The organism is Brachybacterium sp. SGAir0954 (assembly GCF_005490785.1).
GTDB lineage: Bacteria > Actinomycetota > Actinomycetes > Actinomycetales > Dermabacteraceae > Brachybacterium > Brachybacterium rhamnosum.
On record NZ_CP027295.1, the window covers coordinates 2,070,636 to 2,095,910 of the forward strand.

The following is a 25,275-nucleotide window of genomic DNA, read 5'->3' on the forward strand; positions in this document are numbered from 1 at the left end:
ACAGCGGCTAGGATCGGCCCGGTGCCCCGCGCTCCGCTCCGGGGAGGGCCGGGCGCCGACGCGGCCCGGGGGAGCCGGGACCCGCACCGCAGCGGACCTCACGGTCCGTCCACGACCGCAGACCGCTAGGCGCACGCCGCTCCGACGGGGGACACGCAGCACATGACACAGCCACCCATCCCGCAGCCCGCCGCGCGCGGCGCCGCGCCCCAGCCGTCACCCCAGGTCCAGGCGTCCGGGCATCCCGCCCCCGCGCAGCCCGGCGCGCAGGCGACCGGTCGTCCCCGCCGCAGCGGCGACTTCGCCGCTCCGGGCGGCGCCGCGATCGCCCCGGGTGACATGGAGCGCAGCGCGGAGATCGTGCGCACCATCTCGCGGGTCTTCGGCTCCCGCGTCGTGGGCCAGGAGAACCTCCGTCTGACCCTGCTCACCGCGCTCGCCGCGGGCGGCCACGTGCTGCTCGAGTCCGTGCCCGGCCTCGCCAAGACGACCGCCGCCTCGGCGCTCGCCTCCGCGATCTCGGGGTCCTTCTCGCGTATCCAGTGCACGCCCGACCTCATGCCGAACGACATCATCGGCACGCAGATCTTCAACTACGGCACGAGCACCTTCACGACCCAGCTGGGCCCCGTGCACGCGAACGTCGTGCTGCTCGACGAGGTGAACCGCTCGAGCGCGAAGACGCAGTCCGCGATGCTCGAGGCGATGCAGGAGCGGCAGACCTCCATCGGCGGCGAGATCCACCGCCTGCCCGAGCCGTTCATGGTGCTCGCGACCCAGAACCCGATCGAGGAGGAGGGCACGTACGTCCTCCCCGAGGCGCAGATGGACCGCTTCCTCATGAAGGAGGTGCTCACCTACCCGCGTCCCGGCGAGGAGCACGAGATCCTCGACCGCTCGACGGCGGGCAGCCTCACCGGGCCCCGCGAGAGCGTGGGCACCGTCTCCCTCGAGGACATCCGCTTCCTCCAGGAGAAGGTCGACCAGGTCCACGTCGACCCGGCCGTCAAGCGCTACATCATCGACCTCGTCTTCACCACGCGCGGCTCCGGCCCCCGCCCCGTCCCGAACCTCACGCAGTCCGTGCGGGTGGGCGCGAGCCCCCGCGGCTCCCTCGCGCTGATGCGGGTGGGCCAGGCGCACGCCCTGCTCCACGGCCGCGACTACGTCACCCCGGACGACGTCCGCGCCATGCGCTACGGCGTGCTGCGCCACCGCCTCGTGCTGACCTTCGACGCCCTCGCCGGCGGCATCAAGCCCGAGCAGATCATCGACGCGGTCTTCCACGCCGTGCCGATGCCCTGATCGGTGCCGACGAGCACGCGGAAGGAGGTCACGCCATGGCGACCTCGCTGATCACCCGGGTCAAGGCCCGGGTGGACCTGCACACCTCCCACCGCGCCCGGGGACTGATCCAGGGCCGCGGCCGGTCCCTGTTCAAGGGCAGCGGCGAGGACTTCGACGACCTGAAGTACTACCAGCCCGGGGACAAGATCTCCGACATCGACTGGAAGGCGACGGCCCGCTCCGGCGAGCCCCTCATCCGCCAGTTCAACGAGGAGCGCGTGCGTCACCTCTCGATCGTCGCGGACACCTCCTCCGCCATGTCCGCGACCGCGGCGGACGGCACCTCCAAGCGCGACGCCGCCGTGATGGCCGCGGGCTTCATCTGCTTCCTCGCCCAGCGCAGCGGTGACCTCGTGGGGCTCGTCGGCGGCTCCGAGCGCTCGCCGATGCAGCTGCCCGCGCGCTCGAGCGACGGACATCTCGAGCTGCTGCTGCGCTCGATCCAGCAGGGCACCACGGCGAGCTCCCCGGCGCCGGACAGCGCCTGGCTGCTCGAGCGCGCCTTCCGCGTCACCAGTCGCTCCACCCTCATGACGATCATCACCGACGAGGCGCACCCCTCCGTCGAGGACTTCGCCTCGCTGCGCCGTCTCACGACCCGCCACGACGTGCTCGTGGTGCGGATCCGGGACGCGGACCCGCTGCAGGCGGAGGCGCTCGAGAACGACGTGGTGGACATCGAGGACCCGCGGGACCTGACCTCTCTCGCCCGCACCTCGAAGCGCGTGCGCCGGGACGTGGAGAACTATCGCCGCGCCCGTGAGGAGGGCATCACCGAGATGCTCGACCGCCTCCACCTCACGCACGTGATCACCGAGGGGGAGTCCACCGTCGTCGAGGACATGATCGCCATGCTCCGCTCCCGGGAGTACCGCCATGCCCGTGCCTGAGCCCCTGCTGGCCGCGGGCACCGTGCTCGCCGAGCCCGCCCCGCCGGAGATCATCGACCCGCCGCAGTACTCCGTCGCCTGGCTGATCCTCGCGGCGCTGTGCGTGATCGTCGTGGCCGCGCTGATCGTGGGCACGCTGCGCATCACCCGCGGCATCGAGCGGCGCATCGCCTACCGGGCCCGGCCCACGGACGTCGACACCCTGAAGGCGGAGTTCCTGCGCGCGGTCAACGACCTCGCCGACCGCCACGAGGCGGGGGAGCTCGAAGCCCGCGAGGGCCACCAGGAGCTCACCGCGATCATGCGCCGCTTCGTGCGGCGCACCACGGGGCACGACGTCACGAGCCAGGATGTCGGCACGCTCCGCGCCGACCCCCGCACCCGCGAGGTGGGCGAGCTGATCGCCGCGCTCTACGAGCCGGACTTCGCCGCCGCCTCGGACACCGCCCTGCGCGACTCCGTGCGCCGCGCCCGGGAGGTGGTGCGCCGATGGTCATGACCCTGTGGTGGGTGACCCTCCTGCTCCTGCTCGCCGCGATCGCGGTCTGGGCGATCACGTTCTGGAACCGCCGGGCGATGCGGCGCTCCCCGGTGGTGGTCGCGAACAGCCGATTCATGGACCGCATCCCGAGCTTCACGCGCGCCCAGCGGGTCGCCGGCGTGCTCCGGGTGGCGCTCGTCGGCGTCACCGTGATCGGTGTGCTCTCCTCCTCGGTGCTCTCCGGGCGGGTGGCCTCCGAGCGCGTGGAGACGCCGTCCTTCGCCTCGCGGGACATCGTGCTGTGCCTGGACGTCTCCGGGTCGATGTACGAGTACGACACCCAGATCCTCGCGACCTTCGCTGAGCTCGTGGACTCCTTCGACGGGGAGCGGGTGGCGCTGTCGATCTTCAACTCGACCAGCCGCACGGTCTTCCCGCTCACCAACGACTACGACCTCATCGAGAAGCAGCTGCGCCAGGGCTCCGAGGCGATCGACTTCGACGAGTTCGGCTACCGCCTGGGCCAGCGCGACTACTCCGAGGACAAGGTGCGCCAGTACGTCGACTTCGTCGACGGGACCCGCGGCGTCGCGGACCAGGCCTCGATCGTGCCCGACGGCCTCGCCTCGTGCGCCCAGCTGTTCGACCAGGCGGAGGAGGACCGCTCGCGCTCGATCATCTTCGCGACGGACAACGAGGTCAACGGCGAGTCGATCTTCACGCTCGACGAGGCGGCGGACGCCGTCACCTCGCGGGACATCTCGCTGTTCACCTTCTACCCGGGCGCCTACGAATGCGGTCCCGAGTGCCTCGAGGAGCTCCGCAGCGCGACGGAGTCCCATGACGGGAAGCTCTACCAGTCCTCGGACCCGCAGGCGATCCCGACGATCATCCAGCAGATCCAGAAGAGCCAGGCCCAGGAGATGGGGGCGGAGCCTGTGCTCGTGCGCAGCGACCACCCCGGGCCGATGTTCGTGCTCACGCTGCTCGCGCTGATGGCCGTCCTCGCGCTCGGATGGAGGTCGCGATGATCCGCCTCGAGCCCCTGCTCACGCCGTGGGCCGCGGTCCCGCTTTTCGGCGCGATGCTCGTGCTGTGCGTGGTGCTGCTGGTGCGGCGGCCGCGCCAGCGCACGGCCTGGCTGCGGCGCTGCCTGATGGTCCTTCTGCTGCTCGTCGTCGCCCTGCGCCCCGTGACGCCGCTCGACGACCGCCAGACCCAGCGCATGGACGCGAACGTGTTCTTCCTCGTGGATCGCACCGGATCGATGAACGCCGAGGACTACGGGGCCGACGGCGACCAGCCGCGGCTCGAGGGCGTCAAGGCCGACATGACCCGGATCATGGGCATGACCGAGGGGGCGCGCTACTCGATCATCGCCTTCGACTCGACCGCGACCCAGCAGCTGCCGCTGACGACCGACGCGGGCGCCGCGAAGGCCTGGATCGACACGCTCACCACCGAGCCCACCGACTACTCGCAGGGCTCGAACGTGGACCGGCCGCTGCAGGCGCTGACCACCGCGGTCACCGAGACCCAGCGGGAGGACCCGGACTCCTCGGTGCTCGTCTACGTGCTCTCCGACGGGGAGAACACCGACGGCAAGGAGACCCAGCCGTACTCCGCCGTCGCCGGATTCGTGGACGGCGGCGGCGTGCTCGGCTACGGCACCGCCGAGGGCGGGCCGATGAGGGCGCAGGGCGGGGCCCACGACGGGGACTACATCACCGACGGCTCGGGCCAGCAGGGCCTGTCGAAGATCGACGAGAAGCAGCTGCAGACGATCGCCGGGCAGATGGGCGTGCCCTATCTGCACCGGACCTCGCCGGACGAGCCGATCGAGGGCACCATGGACGGCGTGACGCTGCGCCCGGTGCCGATCGAGTCCACCCGCGAGACGACGAACTTCCGCGACTGGTACTGGATCGCGGCGATCCCTCTCGCCGCCCTGATGATCTGGGAGCTCGGCGAGATGACCTATCGCCTGCCCCGCAAGCTCGACCGGCACGACCTCGAAGGAGCCTCGCGATGAGCGCACCCGTGCAGGATCAGCCCTCGTCGACCCCGGCGACCCCGTCGGCCCCGTCGTCGGGCCCGTCCGGACGGCCTGAGGGGGACCCGCTGCACCAGGACGCGGGAGGCCGCCCGGCGGACTTCGGGCTGAACCGGCGCCGGCTGCGCCGCACCCGGATCATCGTCTTCGCGGTGCTCGCGCTGCCGATCCTCTTCCTGTCCCTGCTCGCGGTGAAGTTCGTGTCGATGCCGATCACGCAGGCGTACCACCAGTCCGCGTACGGCGACGGCGACTACGAGGGCGCGATCGAGCGCCTCGCGCCGGTCTGGGTGGTCAACCGCTTCGAGCCCTACCTCCCGCACCTGACCAAGGGCACGGACCTGCTGCGGCAGGGGAAGGACGCGGAGGCCGAGGAGGAGCTGCGGGCCTCGCTCTCCGCGTGGGAGGCGGGCACGGACCTCAACCAGCCGGCCCACGCCCAGTGCAAGATCCTCAACAATCTCGCGATCTCCATCGAGAACCAGGCCGACGAGCTCACCGATCCCACCCAGAAGGCGGATCGTCTGTACGAGGCCGAGGAGCTGCTCGCCCCGTGCGCGGGCGGCGGCGGAGGCGGCGAGGGTGAGGGCGAGGGCCAGGGCGGCGGCGGAGGCGGCGGCACCGGGAACGAGGACGAGGGCACCACCGGCGAGAACGGCGAGCGCATCAAGGAGAAGCGTCGCGAGGCGGACGAGCAGGCCGGCAAGGACCCCGACGCGCGCGGTGAGGACGGCTCTGAGAGCACCGACCCCGGGGGCGGTGAGCCGATGGACCCCGGCACCCCGAAGCACGAGGACCCCGAGGGCGACGGCCCCACCGAGGAGGCCACGACCGAGGGCCCCACGGAGGACCCGGACAAGGGCGACGAGCTCGAGCAGCGCAACCGCGACGCCCAGGGCGGCGAGGGCGAGGAGACCGAGGGCGGCACCGACGAGGACCCGTCTCAGCCATGGTGAGCGCCCTCGATCCCGCCGCGCCCGATCCCGCTGTGCCCGATCCTGAGGAGAGCGCGCAGCGTCGCGCCTACCTCGACCATGCGGCGACGACGGTCCTGCGGCCGGCCGCGGCCGAGGCGTACCTGCGCGCGGCGGCCGTGCGCGGCAACCCCTCCGCGATGCACGCCTCGGGCCGTGCCGCCCGGACGGTGCTCGACGACGCCCTCGAGGAGATCGGCGAGCTGCTCGGGGTGCCGCGCAGCTGGCTGATCATGACCTCCGGGGGCACCGAGGCGGACAACCTCGCTCTGCGGGCCGCCCCGCTCGGCGTGCTCGCGCAGGACCCCGCCCGCACCGCGGTCGCCGTCTGCGCGACCGACCACCCCGCTGTGCTCGCGACCGCGCGCTCCCTCGCCCCGACGATCGAGGCGCGCGAGCTCGCCGTGGACGCCGCGGGGCTGCTGGACGCCGGGGCGGTCGAGCAGGTGCTCGCCGACGGCGCCGTCGGCGTCCTCAGCGCGGCGCTCGTGAACAATGAGACCGGGGCGCGGCAGGACGTCGCCGCCCTCGCCGCCGCGGCCCGCCGCCACGGCACCCTCGTGCACACCGACGCCGTGCAGGCGCTCGGGCACGTCGACCTCCCCGCCCTCGAGGACCTCGACCTCATGTCGCTGACCGGGCACAAGATCGGCGCCCCGGTGGGGGTCGGCGTGCTCGTCGCCCGGCCCGAGGTGCCCTTCGCCGCGCTCTCGACCGGCGGCGGCCAGCAGCGCGGCGTGCGCTCGGGCACGCTCGACGGGCCGCACGCGGCGGCTTTCGCCGCGGCGCTGCGGGAGGTGCTCGCGGAGCGGGCCGAGCAGGCGGGCCGCCTGCGGGAGCTCGCGGCGCGGATGCGGGAGGGGATCGCCCGGATCGACCCGGAGGCCCGCTTCACCCTCCCCGAGGACTCCCCGCAGTCCGGGCACATCGTGCACGTGGTCTTCCCCGGGGCGGACTCGGACGCGCTGCTGTTCCTGCTCGACGAGCGCGGGGTGGACAGCTCCGCGGGGTCCGCGTGCTCCGCAGGTGTCACCCAGCACAGCCCCGTCCTCGCGGCGATGGGCATGGACGCGGCCCGCTCGCGCGGGGCGCTCCGGCTCTCGCTGGGGTGGACGAGCACCGCGGAGGACGTCGACCTGCTGCTCGCGGCGCTGCCGGAGTCGCTGCGGCGCGCACGGGCCGTGGGGGCCCTCGCCCGCTGAGCCGGGACGCTGGACGCATCTCACGCCTCCGCGGTGCGGGGGAGCGGGGCACGGCTCCGTAGACTCGCCCGGGACACGGAGGAGGTGCGCGGGATGAAGGTGCTCGCGGCGATGAGCGGCGGGGTGGACTCCGCCGTGGCGGCGGCCCGCGCCGCCGAGGCCGGCCATGAGGTGGTGGGCGTGCACATGGCCCTGTCGACCTCGCGCGAGGCGCGGCGCACCGGATCGCGCGGCTGCTGCACGGTCGAGGACGCGGAGGACGCCCGCCGCGCGGCGGAGCGGATCGGCATCCCCTTCTACGTGTGGGACCTCTCCGCGGACTTCCACGACCTCGTCGTCGAGGACTTCCTCGCCGAGTACGCCGCCGGCCGCACCCCGAACCCGTGCGTGCGCTGCAACGAGCGCATCAAGTTCGCCTCCCTCCTCGAGCGGGCCACCCTGCTGGGCTTCGACGCCGTCTGCACCGGCCACTACGCCTCCGTGCGCGCCGAGGGCCCGGGCGGCGCCGCCTCGCTGCATCGTTCGCGGGACGCCCGCAAGGACCAGTCCTACGTGATCGCCGTGATGGGCCCGGAGGCCGCGGCCCGCTCCCTGTTCCCGCTCGGGGAGATGGAGGACAAGGCGGCCGTGCGCGCCGAGGCCCGCGAGCGCCGGCTCGGCGTCTCCACGAAGCCGGACAGCTACGACATCTGCTTCATCCCCGACGGCGACACCCGCGGCTTCCTCGAGCGGAGCCTCGGCGAGGCCCCCGGCGAGGTCGTCGACACCGAGGGCGCCGTGCTCGGCCACCACCGCGGGACCCACGGCTTCACCGTCGGCCAGCGCAAGGGTCTCGGCGTGGAGCGCCCCGCGGAGGACGGCCGGCCCCGCTACGTCGTCGACGTCGACCCCGCCTCCCGTCGTGTCGTCATCGGTGCCTCCGAGCTGCTCTCCACCACGGAGCTCGAGGCGACGGACCTCGTCACCTTCGAGGAGCTCGAGCCGGGCCGTGCGGTCTCCGCGCAGATCCGCGCCCACGGCGAGGCCGTGCCCGCGCAGGTCTCCTCGATCCCGTCCGAGGGCGACCCGCTGCTGCGGGTGCACCTCGAGCAGCCGGTGCGCGGTGTCGCCGCCGGCCAGACCCTCGTCCTCTACGACGGCGACCGCGTGCTCGCCGCCGCGACCCTGGAGCGCCGCACCCCATGAGCCCCGCCCCGACCCTCGTCACCCTCGCTGGTGACGGCACCTTTCGCGCCCCCGATGCCTCCCGCATCGAGCGGCTGGACCTGCCGGCGGATCCGCCGCTCGCCGCGCTGATGCGCCTGCGCGCCCTGCTCGGCGACGACCTCGATGCGCAGATCGCGACCCGGCTCGCGCTGCCCGCCGCCCTCGGCTCGGACCCCACCGACCACCTGCTCCCCGCGACGCTCTCCCTGCTCTCCGGCATCACGGGGGACCTCGCCCCCTACGGCTGGCGGATCGGCCCGGGCCTCGGCCGGGCCTGGGCGCATGCGACGGACCTGCGCGGTCGGATGCTCGACGCGGCCCGCATCGCCCTGCTCGGCTACGAGGGACCGCTGCAGAGCACCGTGCTGGGGCCGGCGACCCTCGCCGCCTCGACCTTCGTCGCGACCGGGGAGCGGACGCTCTCGGACACGGGCGCCGTGCGGGACCTGCCGCTGCTGCTCGCCGAGGGGCTCGCGGAGCACCTGCACGCCCTGCGCGAGCGGGTCCCCGGCGCCGCGCCGCACCTGCTCGTGCGGGAGGACGCCGTCGCGGCCGTGGTCGCCGGTTCGATCCCCACCCCCTCGGGGCGCCGCCACTACGACCCGGTGCCGCCGGCGCGTGTGGCCCTGCTCTGGCAGAGCCTGCTCGAGGCCCTGCGCACGGGCGCGGGGCTCGATCCCGCGCAGGTGACGCTCGGGGTGGGCGCCGACGCACGGCTGATCGCGGAGGCCCGCACCGCGGGCGCCCGTCGGCTCGCCCTCGCCCCGCGCCGCCTCCCCGCCCTCGCGGGGGCCGGGCGGGCGCTCTGGGAGGAGATCGCGAACGTGCACGAGGCGGGCGTGGCGCTCGAGCTCGTCGTGGACCCGCGCCCGGCCGGCGGCATGGAGCGGGAGCTCGGGGCGGTGCTGCGGATCTGGCACGAGCTGGGCTACGCGGAGTCCGACGCCGCCGGGTTCACCCTCATCGCCCACACGGGCGCCTCCCACCGCGTCCACGAGGGACGCACGGATCCCTCCACGGCTCCCGCCATCGAGGACCTGCTGGACGAGGACGCGCTCGTCGCCCTGCTGCGCGCCGCCCCCGCCTGGGCGGAGCGCGTCGCGGACTGACCGGCGCGAGGGCCGGCGACGCGCCGGTTCAGGAGCCGTTGACGAGGTCGCTGTCCTCGGTGAGCGCGTCCTCGGGGCCGACGGGGAACGCCTCGAGCCGGGGATCGGCGAGGATCGCCGCCACGAGCTCCGCGGATCCCGCGACGATCGTCGAGTCCCAGTCGATCTCCGAGGCGAGCGCCCACTCGTGGCCCGCGGGCCACAGCAGCTGTGGGGTCATCCCGGCACCCCACTCCTCGGACCATCCCCACCTCGCGGTGCGCGGCCAGGACGGGTCGGCGAGCTCGCGCGCGGAGGTGGAGAACAGGAGCATCTCCCGACCCGGCCAGTCGAGGAAGGGACCGGACAGCGCCCGCGCGCGGACGTCGCGGGGCACCGCGTGCTCCGTGACCGGGGCGGTGTCGGGCAGCTCGTGGGCCTCCCCGTCGGTGACCAGCGCGACAAAGTGCACGCCGCCGTCGTGCAGCTCGCCGTGCCCCGTCCAGAGACCGGCGACGAGCTGCTGCGGGGTCGAGGTGGCCGGGGCGAGATGCTCGGTGAGCGCCGCGAGCAGGTCGGTGTCCAACAGCCCCTGCTCGGGGGACTGCACGCTCCAGTCCCCGGGCAGCTCCGGATCCTGCTCGCCGCCGGTCAGGGAGCGCCACTGGACCAGCGGATGCATGGTCGCGCCCGTGCGGGCGGCGACGTCCGCCCAGCGCCAACGGCCCTCCTCGACCGTCGTCGGGATCCCCCAGGAATCGGTGTCGGCCGGTTCGACCCGCCACGCCGGGACCGGGTGCAGGATGCGGGCATAGGCCTCGAAGCCGGTGCCGGCCACGCCGTCCACCTGCGCCCAGCCGCCGGCGCGGGCCAGCAGCCAGTCACCGGCCCTCACGTCCTCCATCAGCTCCATCCCGGCACCCTATCGACGCGAACGGGGGATCGAGGGGGAGCGGGGTGGGTGGAGGGTCGTCGGGGCCATGGAGGACAATGACGGGCGTGACGCACGAGAACCCCCGCACCGATGCCGAGCTCGACCCCCGCGACCCCGAGGACGGCGGTCATGACGCCCGGACCCGCGACGCGCAGGAGCGCATCGCGGAGCTGACCGCCCGCATCGAGCAGGCGCGCGCGGAGTACTACGAGCACGACGCCCCCACCCTCACCGACGGCGAGTACGACGCCCTCGAGAAGGAGCTGCGCGCGCTCGAGGAGGAGAACCCTCAGCTCGCGAAGGAGGACTCGCCCACACGGACGGTCGGCGGGCGGGCCGCCACCGGCCTCGCGACGATCGACCACGCCGAGCGCATGCAGAGCCTGGACAACGTGTTCTCCGTGCAGGAGCTGCGGGACTGGTGCGCCCACGCCGTGGAGGAGATCGGCGGCGAGGTGCGCTGGCTGACGGAGCTCAAGATCGACGGCCTCGCGATCAACCTCCGCTACGAGCACGGCGAGCTCGTCACCGCCGCCACCCGCGGCGACGGCCGCACCGGCGAGGACATCACGACCAACGCCCTGCGCATCGAGGGGATCCCGCGCCGCCTCGAGGGCGAGGGCCACCCCGCCCTGGTCGAGGTGCGCGGGGAGGTCTTCATGCCCACCGCCGCCTTCGCCCGACTCAACGATCTCCAGGTCGAGCTGCGCGAGCGCGCCGTCGCCGAGTCCCGCACCCGCTGGGAGTCCCGCCTGGCCACCTCCCGGCCCTTCGACGAGGAGCGCGAGCAGCTCGCCGCGACCCGTCGCTTCCCGACCTTCGCGAACCCCCGCAACACCGCCGCGGGCGGCCTGCGCCAGCAGCTCGAGAAGAAGGAGGGCCTCGAGCGCGAGGCGGGGGAGGCGCGCCTCGGGGCGCTGAGGCTCACCGTCCACGGCCTCGGCGCCTGGCCCGATCCGCCCGTCGGCTCCCAGAGCGAGATCTACGACCTCCTCGCCTCCTGGGGCCTGCCCACGAGCCGCTACAAGGACGTCGTCACCTCGATCGACGAGGTCGTCGCCTACGTCGAGCACCACGGCGAGCACCGCCACGACGTCGAGCACGAGATCGACGGCATCGTCGTGAAGGTCGACCACTTCGCGCAGCAGCGTCGCCTGGGCTCCACCTCCCGCGCCCCGCGCTGGGCGATCGCCTTCAAGTACCCGCCGGAGGAGGTCACCACCCGCCTCATCGACATCCAGGTGCAGGTGGGCCGCACCGGCCGGGTCACCCCCTTCGGCGTCATGGAGCCCGTGCAGGTCGCCGGGTCCACGGTCGAGAAGGCGACGCTGCACAACCAGTTCGAGGTCGAGCGCAAGGGCGTGCTCATCGGGGACATGGTCGTGCTGCGCAAGGCCGGCGACGTGATCCCCGAGATCCTGGGCCCGGTGGACGCCCTGCGCGACGGCTCCGAGACGCCCTTCGTCATGCCCGAGCGCTGTCCCTCCTGCGGCACGGAGATCCGCCCCGAGAAGGAGGGCGACAAGGACTGGCGCTGCCCCAACACGCGCGACTGCCCCGCCCAGGTGACGGGCCGCGTCGAGCACGCCGCCTCCCGCGGCGGCTTCGACATCGAGACCCTCGGCGAGGAGAGCGCGATCGCGCTCACCGACCCGGAGGGACGGCGCGAGGAGGCCCTCGCCGCCCTGCGCGCCGGGCACGCGATCTACCTGCCGCTGCGTCGCGAGGAGGAGTTCGACTCCCCGGTCTTCGTGACGGTCCGGGGCGGCAAGGAGACGCAGGGCAACGACGGCGTCCCCATGCTCCGCATCACCGAGGAGACCGCCGGTATGCTGCCCGCCCCGCAGCAGCCCGTCGTCACGACCGGGGCGAACCTCTTCGACCTCACCCCCGAGCAGCTGGAGGAGGTCGCCGTCTGGCAGCCCCTGCGGCGGAACGGGGAGCCGACGGGGGACTGGCAGCTCGTGCCCGCCTTCTGGTCCCGCCCCCAGTGGCGGTACTACAAGTCCCGCGGCGAGTGGACACTCACCAAGCCCGCGGCGCCCGGGGCGAACACCCAGAAGCTCATGGACGAGCTCGCCAAGGCGAAGGAGCAGCCGCTGTGGCGTGTGCTCGTCGCCCTGTCCATCCGCCACGTGGGCCCTGCCGCGGCCCGCTCCCTCGCGACCGCCTACGGCACGATGGACGCGATCCGTGCGGCGGATCTCGAGGCGCTCACGGAGACCGACGGCGTGGGCGGCATCATCGCCGAGAGCCTGCGCGAGTGGTTCGCCGTGGACTGGCACGGGGAGATCGTCGATGCCTGGGCCGCGTCCGGCGTGCGCATGGCGGACGACGTCGAGGAGGGCTTCGTGAAGACCCTCGAGGGACTCACCGTCGTCGTCACCGGCGGCCTCGAGGGCTACTCCCGCGACGGCGCGAAGGAGGCGATCATCTCCCGCGGCGGCAAGGCCTCCGGCTCCGTCTCGAAGAAGACCGACTTCGTGGTGGTGGGGGAGAACGCCGGCTCCAAGGAGACCAAGGCCCGGGACCTGGGCCTGCGGATCCTGGACGAGGCCGGCTTCACGATCCTGCTCGAGCAGGGGCCTGCCGGGCTGCCCGAGCAGGCGGAGCCCGACGACGCCGACGGGGCCGAGGCGGAGCAGGCATGAGCGCGGAGGCGACCTGGCTGCGGGGGCTCAGCGCCTTCCCTCTCACCCCGCTGCGGGACGGCGCCCTCGACGAGCATGCCCTCACCGCCCTCGTGCGGAGCATCGTCGAGGCGGGCCCCGCGTCGATCGGCGTGCTCGGCTCGACGGGGGTGTACCCGTACCTGCCCCGGGACGTGCGACGCCGCGCGATCGAGGTCGCCGTCGCCGCCTCCGAGGGCGTGCCGGTCCTCGCCGGGATCGGCGCCCTCGCCACGGCGGACGTGCTCGCGCTCGCCGAGGACGCCCAGACCGCCGGGGCGGGCGGCGTGCTCCTCGCTCCCGTCAGCTACCACCCGCTCGCCGATCCCGAGGTGGTGGGGCTGTTCTCCGACGTCGCCGCGGAGCTGTCCGTCCCGCTCGTGGTCTACGACAACCCCGGCACCACACACGTGACCTTCACCCCGGAGCTCCACGCCGAGGTCGCGGCGCTGCCGGCCGTCGCGGGGATCAAGATCCCGCCGGTTCCCGCGGCGCTCCCCGCGGCGCGCGAGCGGGTCGCCCAGGTGCGCTCCGCGGTCCCGGAGCACGTGCGGGTGGGCGTCTCCGGCGACGCCGTCGGCGCGGTGGGCCTCGAGGCGGGCTGCGACCTGTGGTTCTCCGCGATCGGCGGGGTGCTGCCCGAGCAGACCATGGCGATCGTCCGCGCGCACGAGGCGGGACGGGACGAGGAGGCGCGCGCCCTCGCGGCCCACCTGGACGGCTTCTTCTCCCTGTTCGCGGAGCACGGCGGGAGCGTGCGCGTGATCGCGGAGATCGCCGTGCAGCGCGGGCTGGTCGGGGAGGATCCCCTCCCACGCCCGCTGCGCGGTCTCGACGCCGCCGGGCGCGCCCGGGTGGCCGACGGGCTCGCCGCGCTCGCGGCGTCCGGGGACGAGAGGGCCGACGGTCTCGACATCGCCCACGGCTGATGGAACGGTGTGTAACGCACCTCGCACCCGACAGGAAGGCTGCTCACCCGTGAGCGCCCCACGTCCCGCACACCGTCCCGGCCGGTCCACGGCCCCTCACCCGCAGCCCTCTGGCCCCGGTGTGGACCGACGCGCGCTGCTGCGCGGCGCCGGTCTGCTCGGGGCCGTCGCCGCGACCGGGGCGGCGATCGCTCCCGCCCAGGCCGCCCCGGCGCCCGCGACGGTGGATCCAGCCGCCTTCCGCCTGACCGCCGACTACACGTCCTTCACCGCACGGGTCGAGGCGCTGCTGGAGCAGGCCGGTCGGGCGAGCGTCAGCGAGGTGATGGACCACGCCAACCACGAGCGCACTCCCGCCACGGTGATCGACACGCAGGTCCACGGGTTCCGCTTCGCCACGAGCGACGAGAACGACCCCGACGCCTTCCCGCAGGGGATCGCCACGAGCCGCGACGCGGTGGGCACCGCGGGGAACGGTCGCTACGACGGGCGCCAGGTGATCGCCGTCAGCTTCTACAACAACTCCCCGAAGTCCAGCCGCATCAACCTCATCGACTGGGACGCGGACCATCCCGACGCCTATCGGCGGATCCTGCTCGTCGAGCCGACCGGGACCGCGGAGGAGCCCAGCTTCCGTGACGTGGAGATCCACGCCGGCGGGATCGCCTGGTACGGGGACCTGCTCTACGTCGCGGACTCCGCGGCGAAGCCCGGCGGGATGCGGGTGTTCGACATGAGCAGGATCCTCACCACCGACACCGGCGGTACGAAGGACCAGATCGGTCGCGTGGGCGGGACCTTCTACGCGCACAACTACGCCTACGCCCTGCCGCAGGTCGGGACGATCTCCTCGGAGGTGGACGCGGGCACCGCGCCGCTCGTGTGGTCGACGATCTCGCTGGACCGCGTGACCCGGTCGATCGTCATGACCGAGTACCGCTGCGAGGACTGCGACGACCACCCCACGGGCACCACCCGTGCCGTTCGCTTCGGCTTCCAGCAGGGCGGCCCCACCTTCGCCCGGTCCACGACCGCGAGCGAGGCGCTCGAGGTGCCGCTGCACAACCTCAACGGCGTCGGCTCCCACAACGGGCGCTGGTGGTTCAACAGCTCCCGCCGGAAGACCCTCTCCCACTGGCCCGGCGAGGGAGCGCTCACCACCTATCCCTGGGTCTCCTGGGGACAGTCGCTGAGCTACTGGGAGGACGCGGACGGCCCCGACCTCCTGTGGTCCCTCACCGAGGGCGAGGGGTTCCGTGCGGTGTTCGCCGTGGAGCAGAGCGGCTACAGCTGACCTTCCGCGGCGCTCACGCCTGCTGCGCGAGCGCGAGCGGCAGCACGGGCCCGGAGCCCGCACGGCGCAGCAGGCGCGCCGCGACCGCCATGGTCCAGCGGGTGTCGATCACGTCGTCGACCAGCAGGACCGGTGCACCGTCGAGCTGCTCGAGCCGGGCCTGCAGCTGCTCGCCCACGGTGAAGCGCTCCCACAGGTCCGCGACGCGGAAGGCGCTGTTCCCGCCGCCCCGCAGCGGGCCGGCGCCCGCGGCGAGGTCGAGGGCGCCGAGGTCCTCGAGCCGGCCGATCCCCGCGATCCCCGCGGCGAGCGAGCCCACCAGCCGGGGCCGCGTGCTCGAGGGGACGGCGACGACCGCCGCGGGCCGCTGCGCCCAGTCCCAGTCCTTCAGCACCTCGACGATCCGGGAGCCGATCCGCTCGGGCACGACGTCGTCCACGGGGCGGCCGTCCTCGTCCGTGCGCAGGAGCTCCCGCAGCGGGACCGCCCAGCCGAGGTCGGACATGCGGGCGATGACCCGCCCCTCCGCGGCACGCTCGCCCTCCGGGATGCGTCCCTTGGGGGCGCCCGCCCCCAGCAGACGGTCCAGGCCCGAGGGCCAGCTCGCCCGCGGCTCGACCGGCACCCCGACCCGGTCGAGCAGGGCCGCGACGCGCGCATCGGCGCCCTCGGCACCCTCGGAGCCGTCGGCACCGGAGGCCGGGGCGTCGGGGGTGGGGAACCACGGCCCGGCGCATACGTCGCAGCGGCCGCAGGGCTCTGCGGTCGCGTCGTCGAGCTGCCGGGCGAGGAACACCATCCGGCACTGCTCGGGGCCGCCCGCGAGGCGCTCGTACTCGAGCATGGCCTGCTGCTCCTCCCGGCGCGCGCGGGCCACGGTCGCGTAGCGCTCGGCGTCGTAGTGCCAGGGTGCCCCGGTCGCGATCCAGCCGCCCTTGACGTTCTGCACCGCGCCGTCGACGGCGAGCACCTTGAGCAGCAGCTCGAGCGCGCTGCGGCGCACGTCCACCCGCGCCTCGAGCGCCGGGGTGCTCAGCGGCGCCCCGGACTCCGCGAGGGCGGTGAGCACCTGCGAGGCGCTCTCCTGCGAGGGCATCGAGGAGGTCGCGAAGTACTCCCAGATCGCGCGGTCCTCCCGGCCTGGCAGCAGGAGCACGTCCGCCCGGTCGGTCGCGCGCCCCGCGCGGCCCACCTGCTGGTAGTAGGCGACGGGGGAGGAGGGCGCCCCGAGATGGATCACGAAGCCGAGGTCCGGCTTGTCGAAGCCCATCCCCAGCGCGCTCGTCGCGGCGAGCGCCTTGACCTCGTTGTCCTTGAGCGCCTGCTCGAGCTCGGCCCGCTCCTCGGGGTCGGTGCGCCCGGTGTAGGCGCGCACGCGCCGCCCCGGCCGGTCCAGCAGGGAGGCGAGATCCTCCGCGGCGGAGACGGTCAGCGCGTAGATGATCCCGGAGCCCTCGAAGGAGTCCAGGTGGCGCACCAGGTAGTCCAGCCGCTGCCGGTCGTCCTCCAGGCTCAGCGAGCCGAGCCGCAGCGACTCGCGGGTGAGGGAGCCGCGCAGGGTGAGCACCTCCGCGCCCGTCTCGCCGGTGCCGAGCTGCTCGGCGACGTCGGCGACCACGCGGGAGTTCGCGGTGGCGGTCGTGGCGAGGACGGGCACGTGCCCGCCGAGCTCGGTGACGAGATCCCGCAACCGGCGGTAGTCGGGCCGGAAGTCGTGGCCCCAGTCGGAGATGCAGTGGGCCTCGTCGATCACGAGCAGCCCGCAGCGGTCCACCAGGCGCGGCAGCTGCTCCTCGCGGAAGCGCGGGTTGACCAGGCGCTCGGGGGAGACCAGCAGGACGTCGATCGCGTCGGCCGCGAGGCCGTCCTCGATGTCACGCCACTCGGTGGGGTTCGCGGAGCTGATCGCCTCGGCGCGCACCCCGGCGCGGTGGGCCGCGGCGACCTGGTCCCGCATGAGCGCGATGAGCGGGGAGATGATCAGCGCCGGACCGGCCCCCCGGTGGCGCTGCAGCAGCGCGGCGAGGAAGTAGACGGCGGACTTCCCCCAGCCGGTGCGCTGGACGACGAGCACCCGCCGGTGCTCCGCGACGATCGCCTCGATCGCCTCGAACTGCCCCTCATGGAACCGGGCGTCCTCCCGGCCGGTGAGCGCCCTCAGCCCCGCGAGGGCCTCCTCGTGCAGAGCGTCATGGTCATCGCGGACGGCGGGGGAGGACGGTGCAGACATGCCCCCAGTGTGCCGGTCCTCCCCGACGTGCGGCGGCGGCAGGACCCCTCGGTGGACGCCGGCGGTGTGGGGAGGAACGGCTGTTCACCGGCGCGGGCGGCCGTCCGTCGGCCGGGACGGTCCTCTCAGATGTCGTAGCCGGGGCCCGCGTCCCGCTCGGTCTCCTCGCGCGTGCGCTCGGCCTCCTCGTCCTCCGCGGCCTGGCGGCGCATCCGCTCGACGGTGGACTCGTCGTCGTGCATCGGGTCCTCCTTCGAGGCCAGCGCCCGGCGCATGCGCCGCTCGTGCAGCTGCGCCTCCCGGATCGCGGGGTTGTCGGAGAGCGGCTCCTCGTCCTTCGGGTCGTGCGAGTGGTAGTCCACATGGGGATCGACGGACATGTCCTCCACCTTCGGCATCGGGCGGTCCCGCGCGTCGCTGCGCAGGCTGGACGGTGAGTCTAGTCGGCGGGCGCCGCGTAGGGTCGTGATCATGCCGAAGCGCTCCCGCCGCCCCACCTCCCGGTCCTCTCCGTCCTCCTCGTATTCCGACATCGACGGCTCCGCCCTCGTGGAGTCCCTGCTGGGCGGCTGGCGCGCGCTCGCCCGCCTCGACGTGGACGGCTTCGCGCTGCTGCGCTCGCGCGGGGTCACCCGCCGTGCGAACAGCATCGTGCCGATCGACCCGCCCGCGGAGCCCGCCGCTCTCGCCGCCGCCGTCGAGCGGCTCGAGGGCCTCGCCGAGGCCGCCGGGCAGACCCCCACCTTCCGCCTGTTCACGGCTCCGCGCCTCGAGCACGGCCCGCTGTGGGAGCTGCTCCTGGCCCGCGGCTACGTCCCCGAGGGGCACACGCTCGTCCAGCAGCGCGAGCTCCCAGCCGCCGGGACCGCGCCGCACCCCGGCGCCCGGATCCTCGTGGGCGCCCCGGACGAGGACTGGCTCGCCGCCTCCTGGCGCCTCTCCCCGCGGCCCGAGGAGGGCGCCCGGGAGACCACGCGCGACCTCATGGCCGGCACGCCCGCCGTCTACGTCTCCCTGCCCTCGGCCGATGGCGCGGCGGACGCCGCCGTCGGCCGCGCCGCCCTCGTCACCCAGGGCCGACGCACCGTCGCGGTGCTCGACGCGATCGCCGTGGACCCCGCCCACCGCCGCCACGGGCTGGGCCGCGCCGTCGTCGGCTCCCTGCTCGCGCTCGCGGCCGTCCAGGGCGCCGGCCACGCCCTGCTCGAGGTCGAGGAGCGCAACGCCGCCGCCCGCGCCCTCTACCGGGGCGCCTGTTTCCACGCGGGCGGCGAGTACCACTACCTCCGCCGCGCCTGAACGGCGACGGTCCGGCTGCGCGGGCGTCGCGGCCTAGACTGTCCCCATGCCTTCGATCGGACGAGACGACGTCGCACGCCTCGCCGACCTCGCACGGATCCAGCTCACCGATGAGGAGGTCGACCGCCTGTCCGGCGAGTTCGACGCCATCATGGACGCTGTCGCCTCCGTGTCCGAGGTCGCCACGGCCGACGTCCCCGCAACCAGCCACCCCATCCCCATGACGAACGTGTACCGCGAGGACGTCGTCACGGACACCCTCACGCAGGAGCAGGCCCTCGCCGCCGCGCCCCAGGCGGAGGACGGCCGTTTCGCCGTGCCGCAGATCCTGGGGGAGGAGTGACCATGACCAGCACCGACATCCTGCGCACCTCCGCGGCCTCGCAGGCCGCCGCGCTCGCCGCCGGGGAGATCTCCTCCGCCGAGCTCACCGCCGCCCACCTGGACCGCATCGACGCCGTGGACGGCGACCTGCACGCCTTCCTCCACGTGAGCCGCGACGAGGCCCTGACCACCGCCCGTGACGTCGACACCCGCCGTGCCGCGGGGGAGGAGCTGCACCCGCTCGCGGGCGTGCCCGTCGCCGTCAAGGACGTCGTCGTCACCGAGGGCATCCCCACCACGGCCGCCTCGAAGATCCTCGAGGGCTGGGTCCCGCCGTACGACGCGACCCTCGTCGAGAAGCTCCGCGCCGCCGGCCTGCCGATCCTCGGCAAGACCAACATGGACGAGTTCGCCATGGGCTCCTCCACGGAGAACAGCGCCTTCGGCCTGACCCGCAACCCGTGGGACCGCGAGCGGATCCCGGGAGGCTCGGGCGGCGGCAGCGCCGCGGCGGTGGGCGCCTTCGAGGCCCCGCTCGCGATCGGCACGGACACGGGCGGCTCGATCCGCCAGCCCGCCTCCGTCACCGGCACCGTGGGCGTCAAGCCCACCTACGGTTCGGTGTCCCGCTACGGCCTCATCGCCATGGCGAGCTCCCTGGACCAGGCCGGCCCCGTCACCCGCACGGTGGCCGACGCAGCGCTGCTGCACGAGCTCATCGCCGGGCACGACGCCCGCGACTCGACCTCGCTCACCGACCCCGTCGGCGCCTACGCCGCCGCGGCCGGCCGCAAGGACGTCAAGGGCCTGCGGATCGGCGTGATCGAGCAGCTCGAGGGCGAGGCCTTCGCCCCCGAGGTCAGCGCCCGCTTCACCGAGTCGCTCAGCCTGCTCGAGCAGGCCGGCGCGGAGATCGTGCGCGTCTCCTGCCCGAACTTCGGCTACGCGCTCGGCGCTTATTACCTGATCATGCCGTCGGAGGCGTCCTCGAACCTCGCGAAGTTCGACGGCATGCGCTTCGGCCTGCGGGTGGTCCCGGAGGAGAGCCCGACGGCGGAGTCCGTCATGAAGGCGACCCGCGGCCAGGGCTTCGGCGACGAGGTCAAGCGACGCATCCTGCTGGGCACCTACGCGCTCTCCGCGGGCTACTACGACGCCTACTACGGCAGCGCCCAGAAGGTCCGCACGCTCGTGCAGCGGGACTTCGCGTCCGCCTTCGAGAAGGTCGACGTGCTCGCCTCGCCCACCGCGCCCACGGTCGCCTTCCGCCTCGGCGAGAAGGTCGACGACCCGCTGGCGATGTACGCCAACGACATCGCCACGATCCCGGCGAACCTCGCGGGCGTCCCCGGCATCTCGCTGCCCAGCGGCCTCGCCGAGGACGGCCTGCCCGCCGGCATCCAGTTCCTCGCCCCCGCCCGCGGGGACGAGCGTCTCTACCAGGTGGGCGGCGCTCTCGAGGCGCTGCTCGAGGACTCCTGGGGCGGTCCGCTGCTGGACCGGGCCCCCGATCTCGCCGGAGGTGCGGACCGATGACCACCACCACGACCGAGCTGGTCGACTACGACGACGCGACGGACCGCTACGACCCGGTGCTCGGCATCGAGGTCCACGTGGAGCTCGGCACCGCCACCAAGATGTTCGACGGTGCGCCGAACATCTTCGCCGCGGAGCCCAACACGGCGATCACCCCGGTCTCCCTCGGGCTGCCCGGCTCGCTGCCGGTCGTCAACGGCACGGCCGTCGAGTACGCGATCCGGATCGGCCTCGCGCTGAACTGCTCGATCGCGGAGACCTGCCGCTTCGCCCGGAAGCAGTACTTCTACCCGGACCTCACGAAGAACTTCCAGACCTCGCAGTACGACGAGCCCATCGCCTTCGACGGCTGGGTCGACGTCGAGCTGGAGGACGGGGAGATCGTGCGCGTCGAGATCGAGCGCGCGCACATGGAGGAGGACGCCGGCAAGAACACCCACGTGGGCGGCGCGACCGGTCGCATCCAGGGCGCCACGCACTCCCTCGTCGACTACAACCGTGCCGGCGTGCCGCTCGTCGAGATCGTCACGCGTCCCATCGAGGGCACCGGCAAGCGGGCCCCCGAGGTCGCCGCCGCTTACGTGCGCACCCTGCGGGACATCTTCCGGACCCTCGACGTCTCCGAGGCCCGCATGGAGCGCGGCAACGTGCGTGCGGACGTCAACGTCTCCCTGCGGCCCACGCCCGAGTCCCCGCTCGGCACCCGCACCGAGACCAAGAACGTCAACTCGTTCCGGGCGATCGACCGCACCGTGCACTTCGAGATCTCCCGCCAGGCGGGCATCCTCGACGCGGGCGGCACGGTCATCCAGGAGACCCGGCACTTCCACGAGGACACCGGCTCGACCTCCTCGGGCCGCGTGAAGTCCGACGCCGAGGACTACCGCTACTTCCCGGAGCCGGACCTCGTCCCCGTCGCGCCGAGCCGCGAGTGGGTCGAGGAGATCCGCAACGCGCTGCCGGAGCTGCCGGCCGCGCGCCGTCGCCGCCTGCTCGGCGAGTGGGGCTTCAGCGACCTCGAGATGCGGGACGTGCAGAACGCCGGCGCGCTCGACCTCATCGAGCAGACCGTCGCCGCGGGCGCCTCCGCGCAGTCCGCCCGCAAGTGGTGGATGGGCGAGCTGGCCCGGGTGGCCCGCGAGCAGGAGGTCGAGCTCGAGGAGCTCACCGTCACCCCGGCGCAGATCGCGGAGCTGCAGGGCCTCGTCGACGGCAAGAAGATCAACGACAAGATCGCCCGGAAGGTCCTCGGCTCCGTGCTCGAGGGCGAGGGCGACCCGGCCGCGATCGTGGAGGCCGAGGGCCTCGCCGTCGTCTCCGACGACTCGGTGCTCACGGCCGCCGTCGACCAGGCCATCGCGGACAACCCCGACGTGGTCGCGAAGATCCAGGGCGGCAAGGTCCAGGCGATCGGCGCGCTGATCGGCCCGATCATGAAGGCCACCCGCGGTCAGGCCGACGCCGGCCGCGTGCGCGAGATCATCATGGAGAAGCTCGGCGTGCAGGGCTGAGAGCCCGCCACCGCGCACCGGAGCGCCGCACCCATGAGGGGTGCGGCGCTCCGTCGTCCCCGGGGTGACGCGGACGGACCAGCTCGCCGCCGCGCCCGAGCCGATCGGCTCACCCGGCGCGGACGGCTCGTCGACATCCTCGAGGAGAACCTCCTGCACCCGGGGCAGGCGTCGACCGTGCGCGAGGCGATCGACGGTCTGGTGGGCGACGACCCGCCGTGACCATTCGGTGCAGCAGCACCGGAACAGCGCTCTGTCCAGGTCTTATGTCCGATCCTCAGGGATCGTGGGACATGTCATGCGCCAGGCGGGGCAGAGTTGCGCGCGTCGACGGTTGCATATTTAGGGTAGCCAACCCTTAGTCGCGCCGGGCTCCGTGCCCGCCTCACCCGGAGGTCCCGCCCATGGCCGTCCTCGCCACCGCTCCCGCCCCGTCGACCGCCGCCCGCCGGCAGACCGCGACCGTCGTCGACCCGCCGCAGAGCCCCACCGGACCGGCACCCTCCGGGCTGCTCACCGCCCGCACCTCCGAGGACTACGCGGCGCTCCTGCACCGTACCGTGGACCGCCTCGCCGACCGCTTCGCGAGCGTCGACGCCCCGAGCGCCGGCCCGGACCTCGAGCGCCTCCGCCACCTCGTCGGCGCCGCCGACCTCGACGGCCCCGGCGTCGGATCGGGCGCCGCCCTCGCCGAGGCGGACTCCCTCTATGCGCGCAACGCCGTGTGGTTCCACCACCCCGCCTATCTCGCCCACCTCAACTGCCCCGTCGCCGTGCCCGCCGTCGCCGCGGAGGCGATGCTCGGCGCGATCAACACCTCGGTGGACACCTACGACCAGTCCCTCGTCGGCACCCTCATGGAGCAGCGGCTCGTGGCCTGGACCGCGGAGCGGATCGGGTTCACCGGCGGCGACGGCGTCTTCACCTCCGGCGGCACCCAGTCCAACCTGCAGGCGCTCTTCCTCGCCCGCACCCGCGCCGAGCGCACGAGCGGCGAGCCCCGCTCCTCCCTGCTGCCCCGGCTGCGGGTGCTCAGCACCGACGCCGCCCACTTCTCCGTCTCCCGCTCCGCCGCGCTGCTGGGCCTGGACGAGGACGCCGTGCGCACGGTCGCCACGGATGCCGACGGGCGCATGGACCCCCGCGCCCTGCGCACCCTCCTCGCCCACCTCCACGCCGCCGGGGACACGGTCATGGCCGTCGTCGCGACCGCCGGCACCACCGACCGCGGTCTCGTGGACCCGATCGCCCCGATCGCCGAGGTCACGAGTGCCGCCGGCGTGTGGCTCCACGTCGATGCGGCCTACGGGGGCGGGCTCCTCGTCTCCCCGCGCCGCCGGCATCTCCTGGACGGCATCGAGCACGCGGACTCCGTGACCGTGGACTACCACAAGACCTGGTTCCAGCCCGTCTCCTCGAGCGCGCTCGTGGTCCGCGACCCCGCGGACCTCGCCGCCGCCGCCCACCATGCCGATTACCTCAACCCCGCCGCCGAGGCCGCCTCCGAGGACGCCGAGCCCAACCAGGTGGACCGCTCCCTGCAGACCACCCGCCGCTTCGACGCGCTCAAGCTCTGGACCACGCTGCGGGCGCTCGGCCCCGAGCACATCGGGAGCATGGTCGACGCGATCTGCGACCTCGCGATCGCCGTGCGCGCGGACCTCGAGGAGGACCCGGACCTCCACGTGCAGGGCACCACGGACCTCAGCACCGTGATCCTCCGCTTCCAGCCGCCCGGCGTGCCCGACGCCGTGGCCGACGACCTGCAGGCGCGGATCCGCCGCGACCTGTTCCGCTCGGGCCGCGCGATGGTCGCCCGCACCACGATCGACGGTGTGCCCTGCCTCAAGCTCACGCTCCTGAACCCCGAGACGACCGTGGCCGACGTCGCCGCCGTGCTCGAGCACGTCCGTGCGACCGGCGAGCAGCTGCTCGCGGGGACGGAGGCGACGCGATGAGCACGGGCACCACGAGTCCCCACGTCCACGACCTCATCGGCATCGGCATCGGACCCTTCGGCCTGGGCCTCGCCGCCCTCGCCGATCCCCTGGAGGACGTCGACGCGGTGTTCCTCGACCAGGCCGCCGGCTTCTCCTGGCACCCCGGCCTGCTCATCGAGGGGACCACCCTGCAGGTGCCCTTTCTCGCCGATCTCGTGACGATGGCGGACCCCACCTCCCGCTACTCGTTCCTCAACTTCCTCAAGGCGACCGGCAGGCTCTACCCCTTCTACATCCGCGAGTCGTTCTACCCGCTGCGCGCCGAGTACGACGCCTACTGCCGCTGGGTCGCCGAGCAGCTGGACTCGCTGCGCTGGCGGCGCCGCGCGGTCGAGGTGGTCGAGGAGGGCGAGCACCTGCTCGTCACCGTCGAGGTGCTCGGCGAGGACGGCCGTGCCCGGGGCGTGGAGCACCTGCGCACCCGGCACCTCGCCCTCGCGCTCGGCACCGCCCCGCACCTGCCCGGGCCGCTCGCCGCCCTCGCCGAGCAGTCGGCCGACGGCGCGCCCGTGCTTCACAGCGCCGGGTACCTCGACCGCCGCGAGGAGCTGCTGTCCCGCGACTCGGTGACCGTCGTCGGCAGCGGGCAGTCCGCCGCGGAGGTCTACCGCGACCTGCTCGAGGCGAGCGAGGGGCGCGGCACCCGCGTGGACTGGGTGACCCGCTCCCCGCGGTTCTTCCCCATGGAGTACACGAAGCTCACCCTCGAGATGACCTCCCCGGAGTACACCGATCTGCACCGCTCCCTGCCCGGGGAGGTGCGGGACCGGCTCTCCCGCGAGCAGCGCCAGCTGCACAAGGGGATCAGCGCCCCGCTCATCGACGAGATCCACGAGCTGCTCTACCGGCTCTCCGCAGGGGGCGCCGAGGTGCCGAGCACCCTGCGCGCCGGCACCGCTGTCACCGCGGCCCGCCGCGAGGGCGAGCAGATCGTCCTGGACCTCGAGCACGAGCTCACCGGGACCGGCCGCACCCACCGCACCGGCGCCGTCGTCGCCGCGACCGGCTACGCGCCGCGCGAGCCGCAGCTGCTGGACGCCCTGGGGGAGCGGGTGCTGCGTGACGAGCACGGCCACCCCGCGCCCCGCCGCGACTACACCCTCGACGCCGACGGCCGCCTCCACGTGCTCGGCACCGAGGAGCACACCCACGGCGTCACCGCCCCGGACCTCGGCTTCGGCGCCTGGCGCGCCTCCGTGGTGCTCGCGGCGATCACCGGCCGCGAGCCGTACCCGATCGAGCGCCGCATCGCCTTCCAGAGCTTCGGGCCGGAGGGTGAGCGCTGATGACCGCCCTCCCCTCCACCCA

General features: G+C 73.8%; 22 protein-coding genes. 19 read left to right on the top strand and 3 right to left on the bottom strand.

What is annotated here, in order from left to right:
- Positions 1 to 162: 162 nt before the first annotated feature.
- The 9 genes from C1N80_RS09310 (at position 163) to C1N80_RS09350 (ending at position 9,262) form a co-directional block, all read left to right on the top strand.
- Entirely contained in the window at positions 163 to 1,305 is a 1,143-nt protein-coding gene (locus C1N80_RS09310) for a MoxR family ATPase (RefSeq protein WP_137770502.1), read from the top strand.
- Between the two features lie 35 nt (positions 1,306 to 1,340).
- The gene (locus C1N80_RS09315) at positions 1,341 to 2,237 is read left to right on the top strand and encodes a DUF58 domain-containing protein (RefSeq protein ID WP_137770503.1); all 897 of its coding nucleotides are present in this window, start codon (positions 1,341 to 1,343) and stop codon (positions 2,235 to 2,237) included.
- On the top strand, positions 2,224 to 2,736 hold the full coding sequence (locus C1N80_RS09320) for a hypothetical protein (RefSeq protein WP_137770504.1): 513 nt from the start codon (positions 2,224 to 2,226) through the stop codon (positions 2,734 to 2,736). Before C1N80_RS09315 ends, C1N80_RS09320 begins: the two co-directional genes overlap by 14 nt.
- On the top strand, positions 2,727 to 3,749 hold the full coding sequence (locus C1N80_RS09325) for a VWA domain-containing protein (RefSeq protein ID WP_137770505.1): 1,023 nt from the start codon (positions 2,727 to 2,729) through the stop codon (positions 3,747 to 3,749). The genes C1N80_RS09320 and C1N80_RS09325 overlap by 10 nt, the downstream gene beginning before the upstream one ends.
- A complete protein-coding gene (locus tag C1N80_RS09330) occupies positions 3,746 to 4,750 on the top strand; it encodes a VWA domain-containing protein (RefSeq protein ID WP_240811079.1) in 1,005 nt (334 codons plus the stop codon). Before C1N80_RS09325 ends, C1N80_RS09330 begins: the two co-directional genes overlap by 4 nt.
- On the top strand, positions 4,747 to 5,727 hold the full coding sequence (locus C1N80_RS09335; protein WP_240811080.1) for a hypothetical protein: 981 nt from the start codon (positions 4,747 to 4,749) through the stop codon (positions 5,725 to 5,727). Before C1N80_RS09330 ends, C1N80_RS09335 begins: the two co-directional genes overlap by 4 nt.
- Positions 5,721 to 6,947 carry a cysteine desulfurase family protein gene (locus tag C1N80_RS09340; RefSeq protein ID WP_137770506.1) on the top strand — a complete coding sequence of 409 codons (1,227 nt, stop codon included), beginning with the start codon at positions 5,721 to 5,723 and terminating at the stop codon, positions 6,945 to 6,947. The genes C1N80_RS09335 and C1N80_RS09340 overlap by 7 nt, the downstream gene beginning before the upstream one ends.
- A 93-nt stretch (positions 6,948 to 7,040) precedes the next feature.
- Positions 7,041 to 8,132 carry a tRNA 2-thiouridine(34) synthase MnmA gene (gene mnmA / locus C1N80_RS09345; RefSeq protein ID WP_137770507.1) on the top strand — a complete coding sequence of 364 codons (1,092 nt, stop codon included), beginning with the start codon at positions 7,041 to 7,043 and terminating at the stop codon, positions 8,130 to 8,132.
- The gene (locus tag C1N80_RS09350; protein WP_137770508.1) at positions 8,129 to 9,262 is read left to right on the top strand and encodes a hypothetical protein; all 1,134 of its coding nucleotides are present in this window, start codon (positions 8,129 to 8,131) and stop codon (positions 9,260 to 9,262) included. The genes mnmA and C1N80_RS09350 overlap by 4 nt, the downstream gene beginning before the upstream one ends.
- A 28-nt stretch (positions 9,263 to 9,290) precedes the next feature.
- Here the strand turns inward: C1N80_RS09350 and C1N80_RS09355 are convergent, their stop codons facing one another.
- Complete coding sequence (locus tag C1N80_RS09355) at positions 9,291 to 10,154, bottom strand: hypothetical protein (RefSeq protein ID WP_137770509.1); 864 nt, start codon at positions 10,152 to 10,154, stop codon at positions 9,291 to 9,293.
- 77 nt (positions 10,155 to 10,231) lie between these two features.
- Between C1N80_RS09355 and C1N80_RS09360 the strand changes: the two genes are divergently transcribed.
- The 3 genes from C1N80_RS09360 to C1N80_RS09370 all read left to right on the top strand — a co-directional run bounded on the left by C1N80_RS09360 (position 10,232) and on the right by C1N80_RS09370 (position 15,067).
- On the top strand, positions 10,232 to 12,826 hold the full coding sequence (locus tag C1N80_RS09360; protein WP_137770510.1) for an NAD-dependent DNA ligase LigA: 2,595 nt from the start codon (positions 10,232 to 10,234) through the stop codon (positions 12,824 to 12,826).
- Positions 12,823 to 13,773, top strand: coding sequence for a dihydrodipicolinate synthase family protein (locus tag C1N80_RS09365; protein ID WP_137770511.1), 951 nt, complete (start codon positions 12,823 to 12,825; stop codon positions 13,771 to 13,773). The genes C1N80_RS09360 and C1N80_RS09365 overlap by 4 nt, the downstream gene beginning before the upstream one ends.
- Positions 13,774 to 13,894: 121 nt before the next feature.
- The gene (locus C1N80_RS09370; protein ID WP_205750636.1) at positions 13,895 to 15,067 is read left to right on the top strand and encodes a hypothetical protein; all 1,173 of its coding nucleotides are present in this window, start codon (positions 13,895 to 13,897) and stop codon (positions 15,065 to 15,067) included.
- 13 nt (positions 15,068 to 15,080) lie between these two features.
- Here the strand turns inward: C1N80_RS09370 and C1N80_RS09375 are convergent, their stop codons facing one another.
- Both C1N80_RS09375 and C1N80_RS09380 read right to left on the bottom strand, forming a co-directional pair.
- A complete protein-coding gene (locus C1N80_RS09375) occupies positions 15,081 to 17,297 on the bottom strand; it encodes a RecQ family ATP-dependent DNA helicase (RefSeq protein WP_137770512.1) in 2,217 nt (738 codons plus the stop codon).
- 125 nt (positions 17,298 to 17,422) lie between these two features.
- Positions 17,423 to 17,677: a hypothetical protein gene (locus C1N80_RS09380; protein WP_137770513.1), complete on the bottom strand. Its 255-nt coding sequence runs from the start codon at positions 17,675 to 17,677 to the stop codon at positions 17,423 to 17,425.
- A gap of 91 nt (positions 17,678 to 17,768) precedes the next feature.
- Between C1N80_RS09380 and C1N80_RS09385 the strand changes: the two genes are divergently transcribed.
- The 7 genes from C1N80_RS09385 (at position 17,769) to C1N80_RS09415 (ending at position 25,253) form a co-directional block, all read left to right on the top strand.
- Positions 17,769 to 18,596 carry an N-acetyltransferase gene (locus C1N80_RS09385; RefSeq protein ID WP_168198076.1) on the top strand — a complete coding sequence of 276 codons (828 nt, stop codon included), beginning with the start codon at positions 17,769 to 17,771 and terminating at the stop codon, positions 18,594 to 18,596.
- Between the two features lie 46 nt (positions 18,597 to 18,642).
- Entirely contained in the window at positions 18,643 to 18,939 is a 297-nt protein-coding gene (gene gatC, locus C1N80_RS09390; protein WP_137770515.1) for an Asp-tRNA(Asn)/Glu-tRNA(Gln) amidotransferase subunit GatC, read from the top strand.
- Between the two features lie 2 nt (positions 18,940 to 18,941).
- Entirely contained in the window at positions 18,942 to 20,456 is a 1,515-nt protein-coding gene (gene gatA, locus C1N80_RS09395) for an Asp-tRNA(Asn)/Glu-tRNA(Gln) amidotransferase subunit GatA (RefSeq protein ID WP_137770516.1), read from the top strand.
- Positions 20,453 to 21,967 carry an Asp-tRNA(Asn)/Glu-tRNA(Gln) amidotransferase subunit GatB gene (gatB, locus tag C1N80_RS09400; protein ID WP_137770517.1) on the top strand — a complete coding sequence of 505 codons (1,515 nt, stop codon included), beginning with the start codon at positions 20,453 to 20,455 and terminating at the stop codon, positions 21,965 to 21,967. The genes gatA and gatB overlap by 4 nt, the downstream gene beginning before the upstream one ends.
- A gap of 33 nt (positions 21,968 to 22,000) precedes the next feature.
- Positions 22,001 to 22,189 carry a DUF664 domain-containing protein gene (locus tag C1N80_RS09405; RefSeq protein ID WP_137770518.1) on the top strand — a complete coding sequence of 63 codons (189 nt, stop codon included), beginning with the start codon at positions 22,001 to 22,003 and terminating at the stop codon, positions 22,187 to 22,189.
- A 182-nt stretch (positions 22,190 to 22,371) separates the two neighbouring features.
- Positions 22,372 to 23,925 carry a pyridoxal-dependent decarboxylase gene (locus C1N80_RS09410; protein ID WP_137770519.1) on the top strand — a complete coding sequence of 518 codons (1,554 nt, stop codon included), beginning with the start codon at positions 22,372 to 22,374 and terminating at the stop codon, positions 23,923 to 23,925.
- On the top strand, positions 23,922 to 25,253 hold the full coding sequence (locus C1N80_RS09415; RefSeq protein ID WP_137770520.1) for a lysine N(6)-hydroxylase/L-ornithine N(5)-oxygenase family protein: 1,332 nt from the start codon (positions 23,922 to 23,924) through the stop codon (positions 25,251 to 25,253). The genes C1N80_RS09410 and C1N80_RS09415 overlap by 4 nt, the downstream gene beginning before the upstream one ends.
- Positions 25,254 to 25,275 lie beyond the last annotated feature (22 nt).

Excerpts from the sequence above, each read along its gene's own strand:
- C1N80_RS09310 (WP_137770502.1), top strand. The coding sequence starts at position 163 with ATGACACAGCCACCCATCCCGCAGCCCGCCGCGCGCGGCGCCGCGCCC.
- C1N80_RS09315 (WP_137770503.1), top strand. The coding sequence starts at position 1,341 with ATGGCGACCTCGCTGATCACCCGGGTCAAGGCCCGGGTGGACCTGCAC.
- C1N80_RS09320 (WP_137770504.1), top strand. The coding sequence starts at position 2,224 with ATGCCCGTGCCTGAGCCCCTGCTGGCCGCGGGCACCGTGCTCGCCGAG.
- C1N80_RS09325 (WP_137770505.1), top strand. The coding sequence starts at position 2,727 with ATGGTCATGACCCTGTGGTGGGTGACCCTCCTGCTCCTGCTCGCCGCG.
- C1N80_RS09330 (WP_240811079.1), top strand. The coding sequence starts at position 3,746 with ATGATCCGCCTCGAGCCCCTGCTCACGCCGTGGGCCGCGGTCCCGCTT.
- C1N80_RS09335 (WP_240811080.1), top strand. The coding sequence starts at position 4,747 with ATGAGCGCACCCGTGCAGGATCAGCCCTCGTCGACCCCGGCGACCCCG.
- C1N80_RS09340 (WP_137770506.1), top strand. The coding sequence starts at position 5,721 with ATGGTGAGCGCCCTCGATCCCGCCGCGCCCGATCCCGCTGTGCCCGAT.
- mnmA (WP_137770507.1), top strand. The coding sequence starts at position 7,041 with ATGAAGGTGCTCGCGGCGATGAGCGGCGGGGTGGACTCCGCCGTGGCG.
- C1N80_RS09350 (WP_137770508.1), top strand. The coding sequence starts at position 8,129 with ATGAGCCCCGCCCCGACCCTCGTCACCCTCGCTGGTGACGGCACCTTT.
- C1N80_RS09355 (WP_137770509.1), bottom strand. The coding sequence starts at position 10,154 with ATGGAGCTGATGGAGGACGTGAGGGCCGGTGACTGGCTGCTGGCCCGC.
- C1N80_RS09360 (WP_137770510.1), top strand. The coding sequence starts at position 10,232 with ATGACGGGCGTGACGCACGAGAACCCCCGCACCGATGCCGAGCTCGAC.
- C1N80_RS09365 (WP_137770511.1), top strand. The coding sequence starts at position 12,823 with ATGAGCGCGGAGGCGACCTGGCTGCGGGGGCTCAGCGCCTTCCCTCTC.
- C1N80_RS09375 (WP_137770512.1), bottom strand. The coding sequence starts at position 17,297 with ATGTCTGCACCGTCCTCCCCCGCCGTCCGCGATGACCATGACGCTCTG.
- C1N80_RS09380 (WP_137770513.1), bottom strand. The coding sequence starts at position 17,677 with ATGTCCGTCGATCCCCATGTGGACTACCACTCGCACGACCCGAAGGAC.
- C1N80_RS09385 (WP_168198076.1), top strand. The coding sequence starts at position 17,769 with ATGCCGAAGCGCTCCCGCCGCCCCACCTCCCGGTCCTCTCCGTCCTCC.
- gatC (WP_137770515.1), top strand. The coding sequence starts at position 18,643 with ATGCCTTCGATCGGACGAGACGACGTCGCACGCCTCGCCGACCTCGCA.
- gatA (WP_137770516.1), top strand. The coding sequence starts at position 18,942 with ATGACCAGCACCGACATCCTGCGCACCTCCGCGGCCTCGCAGGCCGCC.
- gatB (WP_137770517.1), top strand. The coding sequence starts at position 20,453 with ATGACCACCACCACGACCGAGCTGGTCGACTACGACGACGCGACGGAC.
- C1N80_RS09405 (WP_137770518.1), top strand. The coding sequence starts at position 22,001 with ATGAGGGGTGCGGCGCTCCGTCGTCCCCGGGGTGACGCGGACGGACCA.
- C1N80_RS09410 (WP_137770519.1), top strand. The coding sequence starts at position 22,372 with ATGGCCGTCCTCGCCACCGCTCCCGCCCCGTCGACCGCCGCCCGCCGG.
- C1N80_RS09415 (WP_137770520.1), top strand. The coding sequence starts at position 23,922 with ATGAGCACGGGCACCACGAGTCCCCACGTCCACGACCTCATCGGCATC.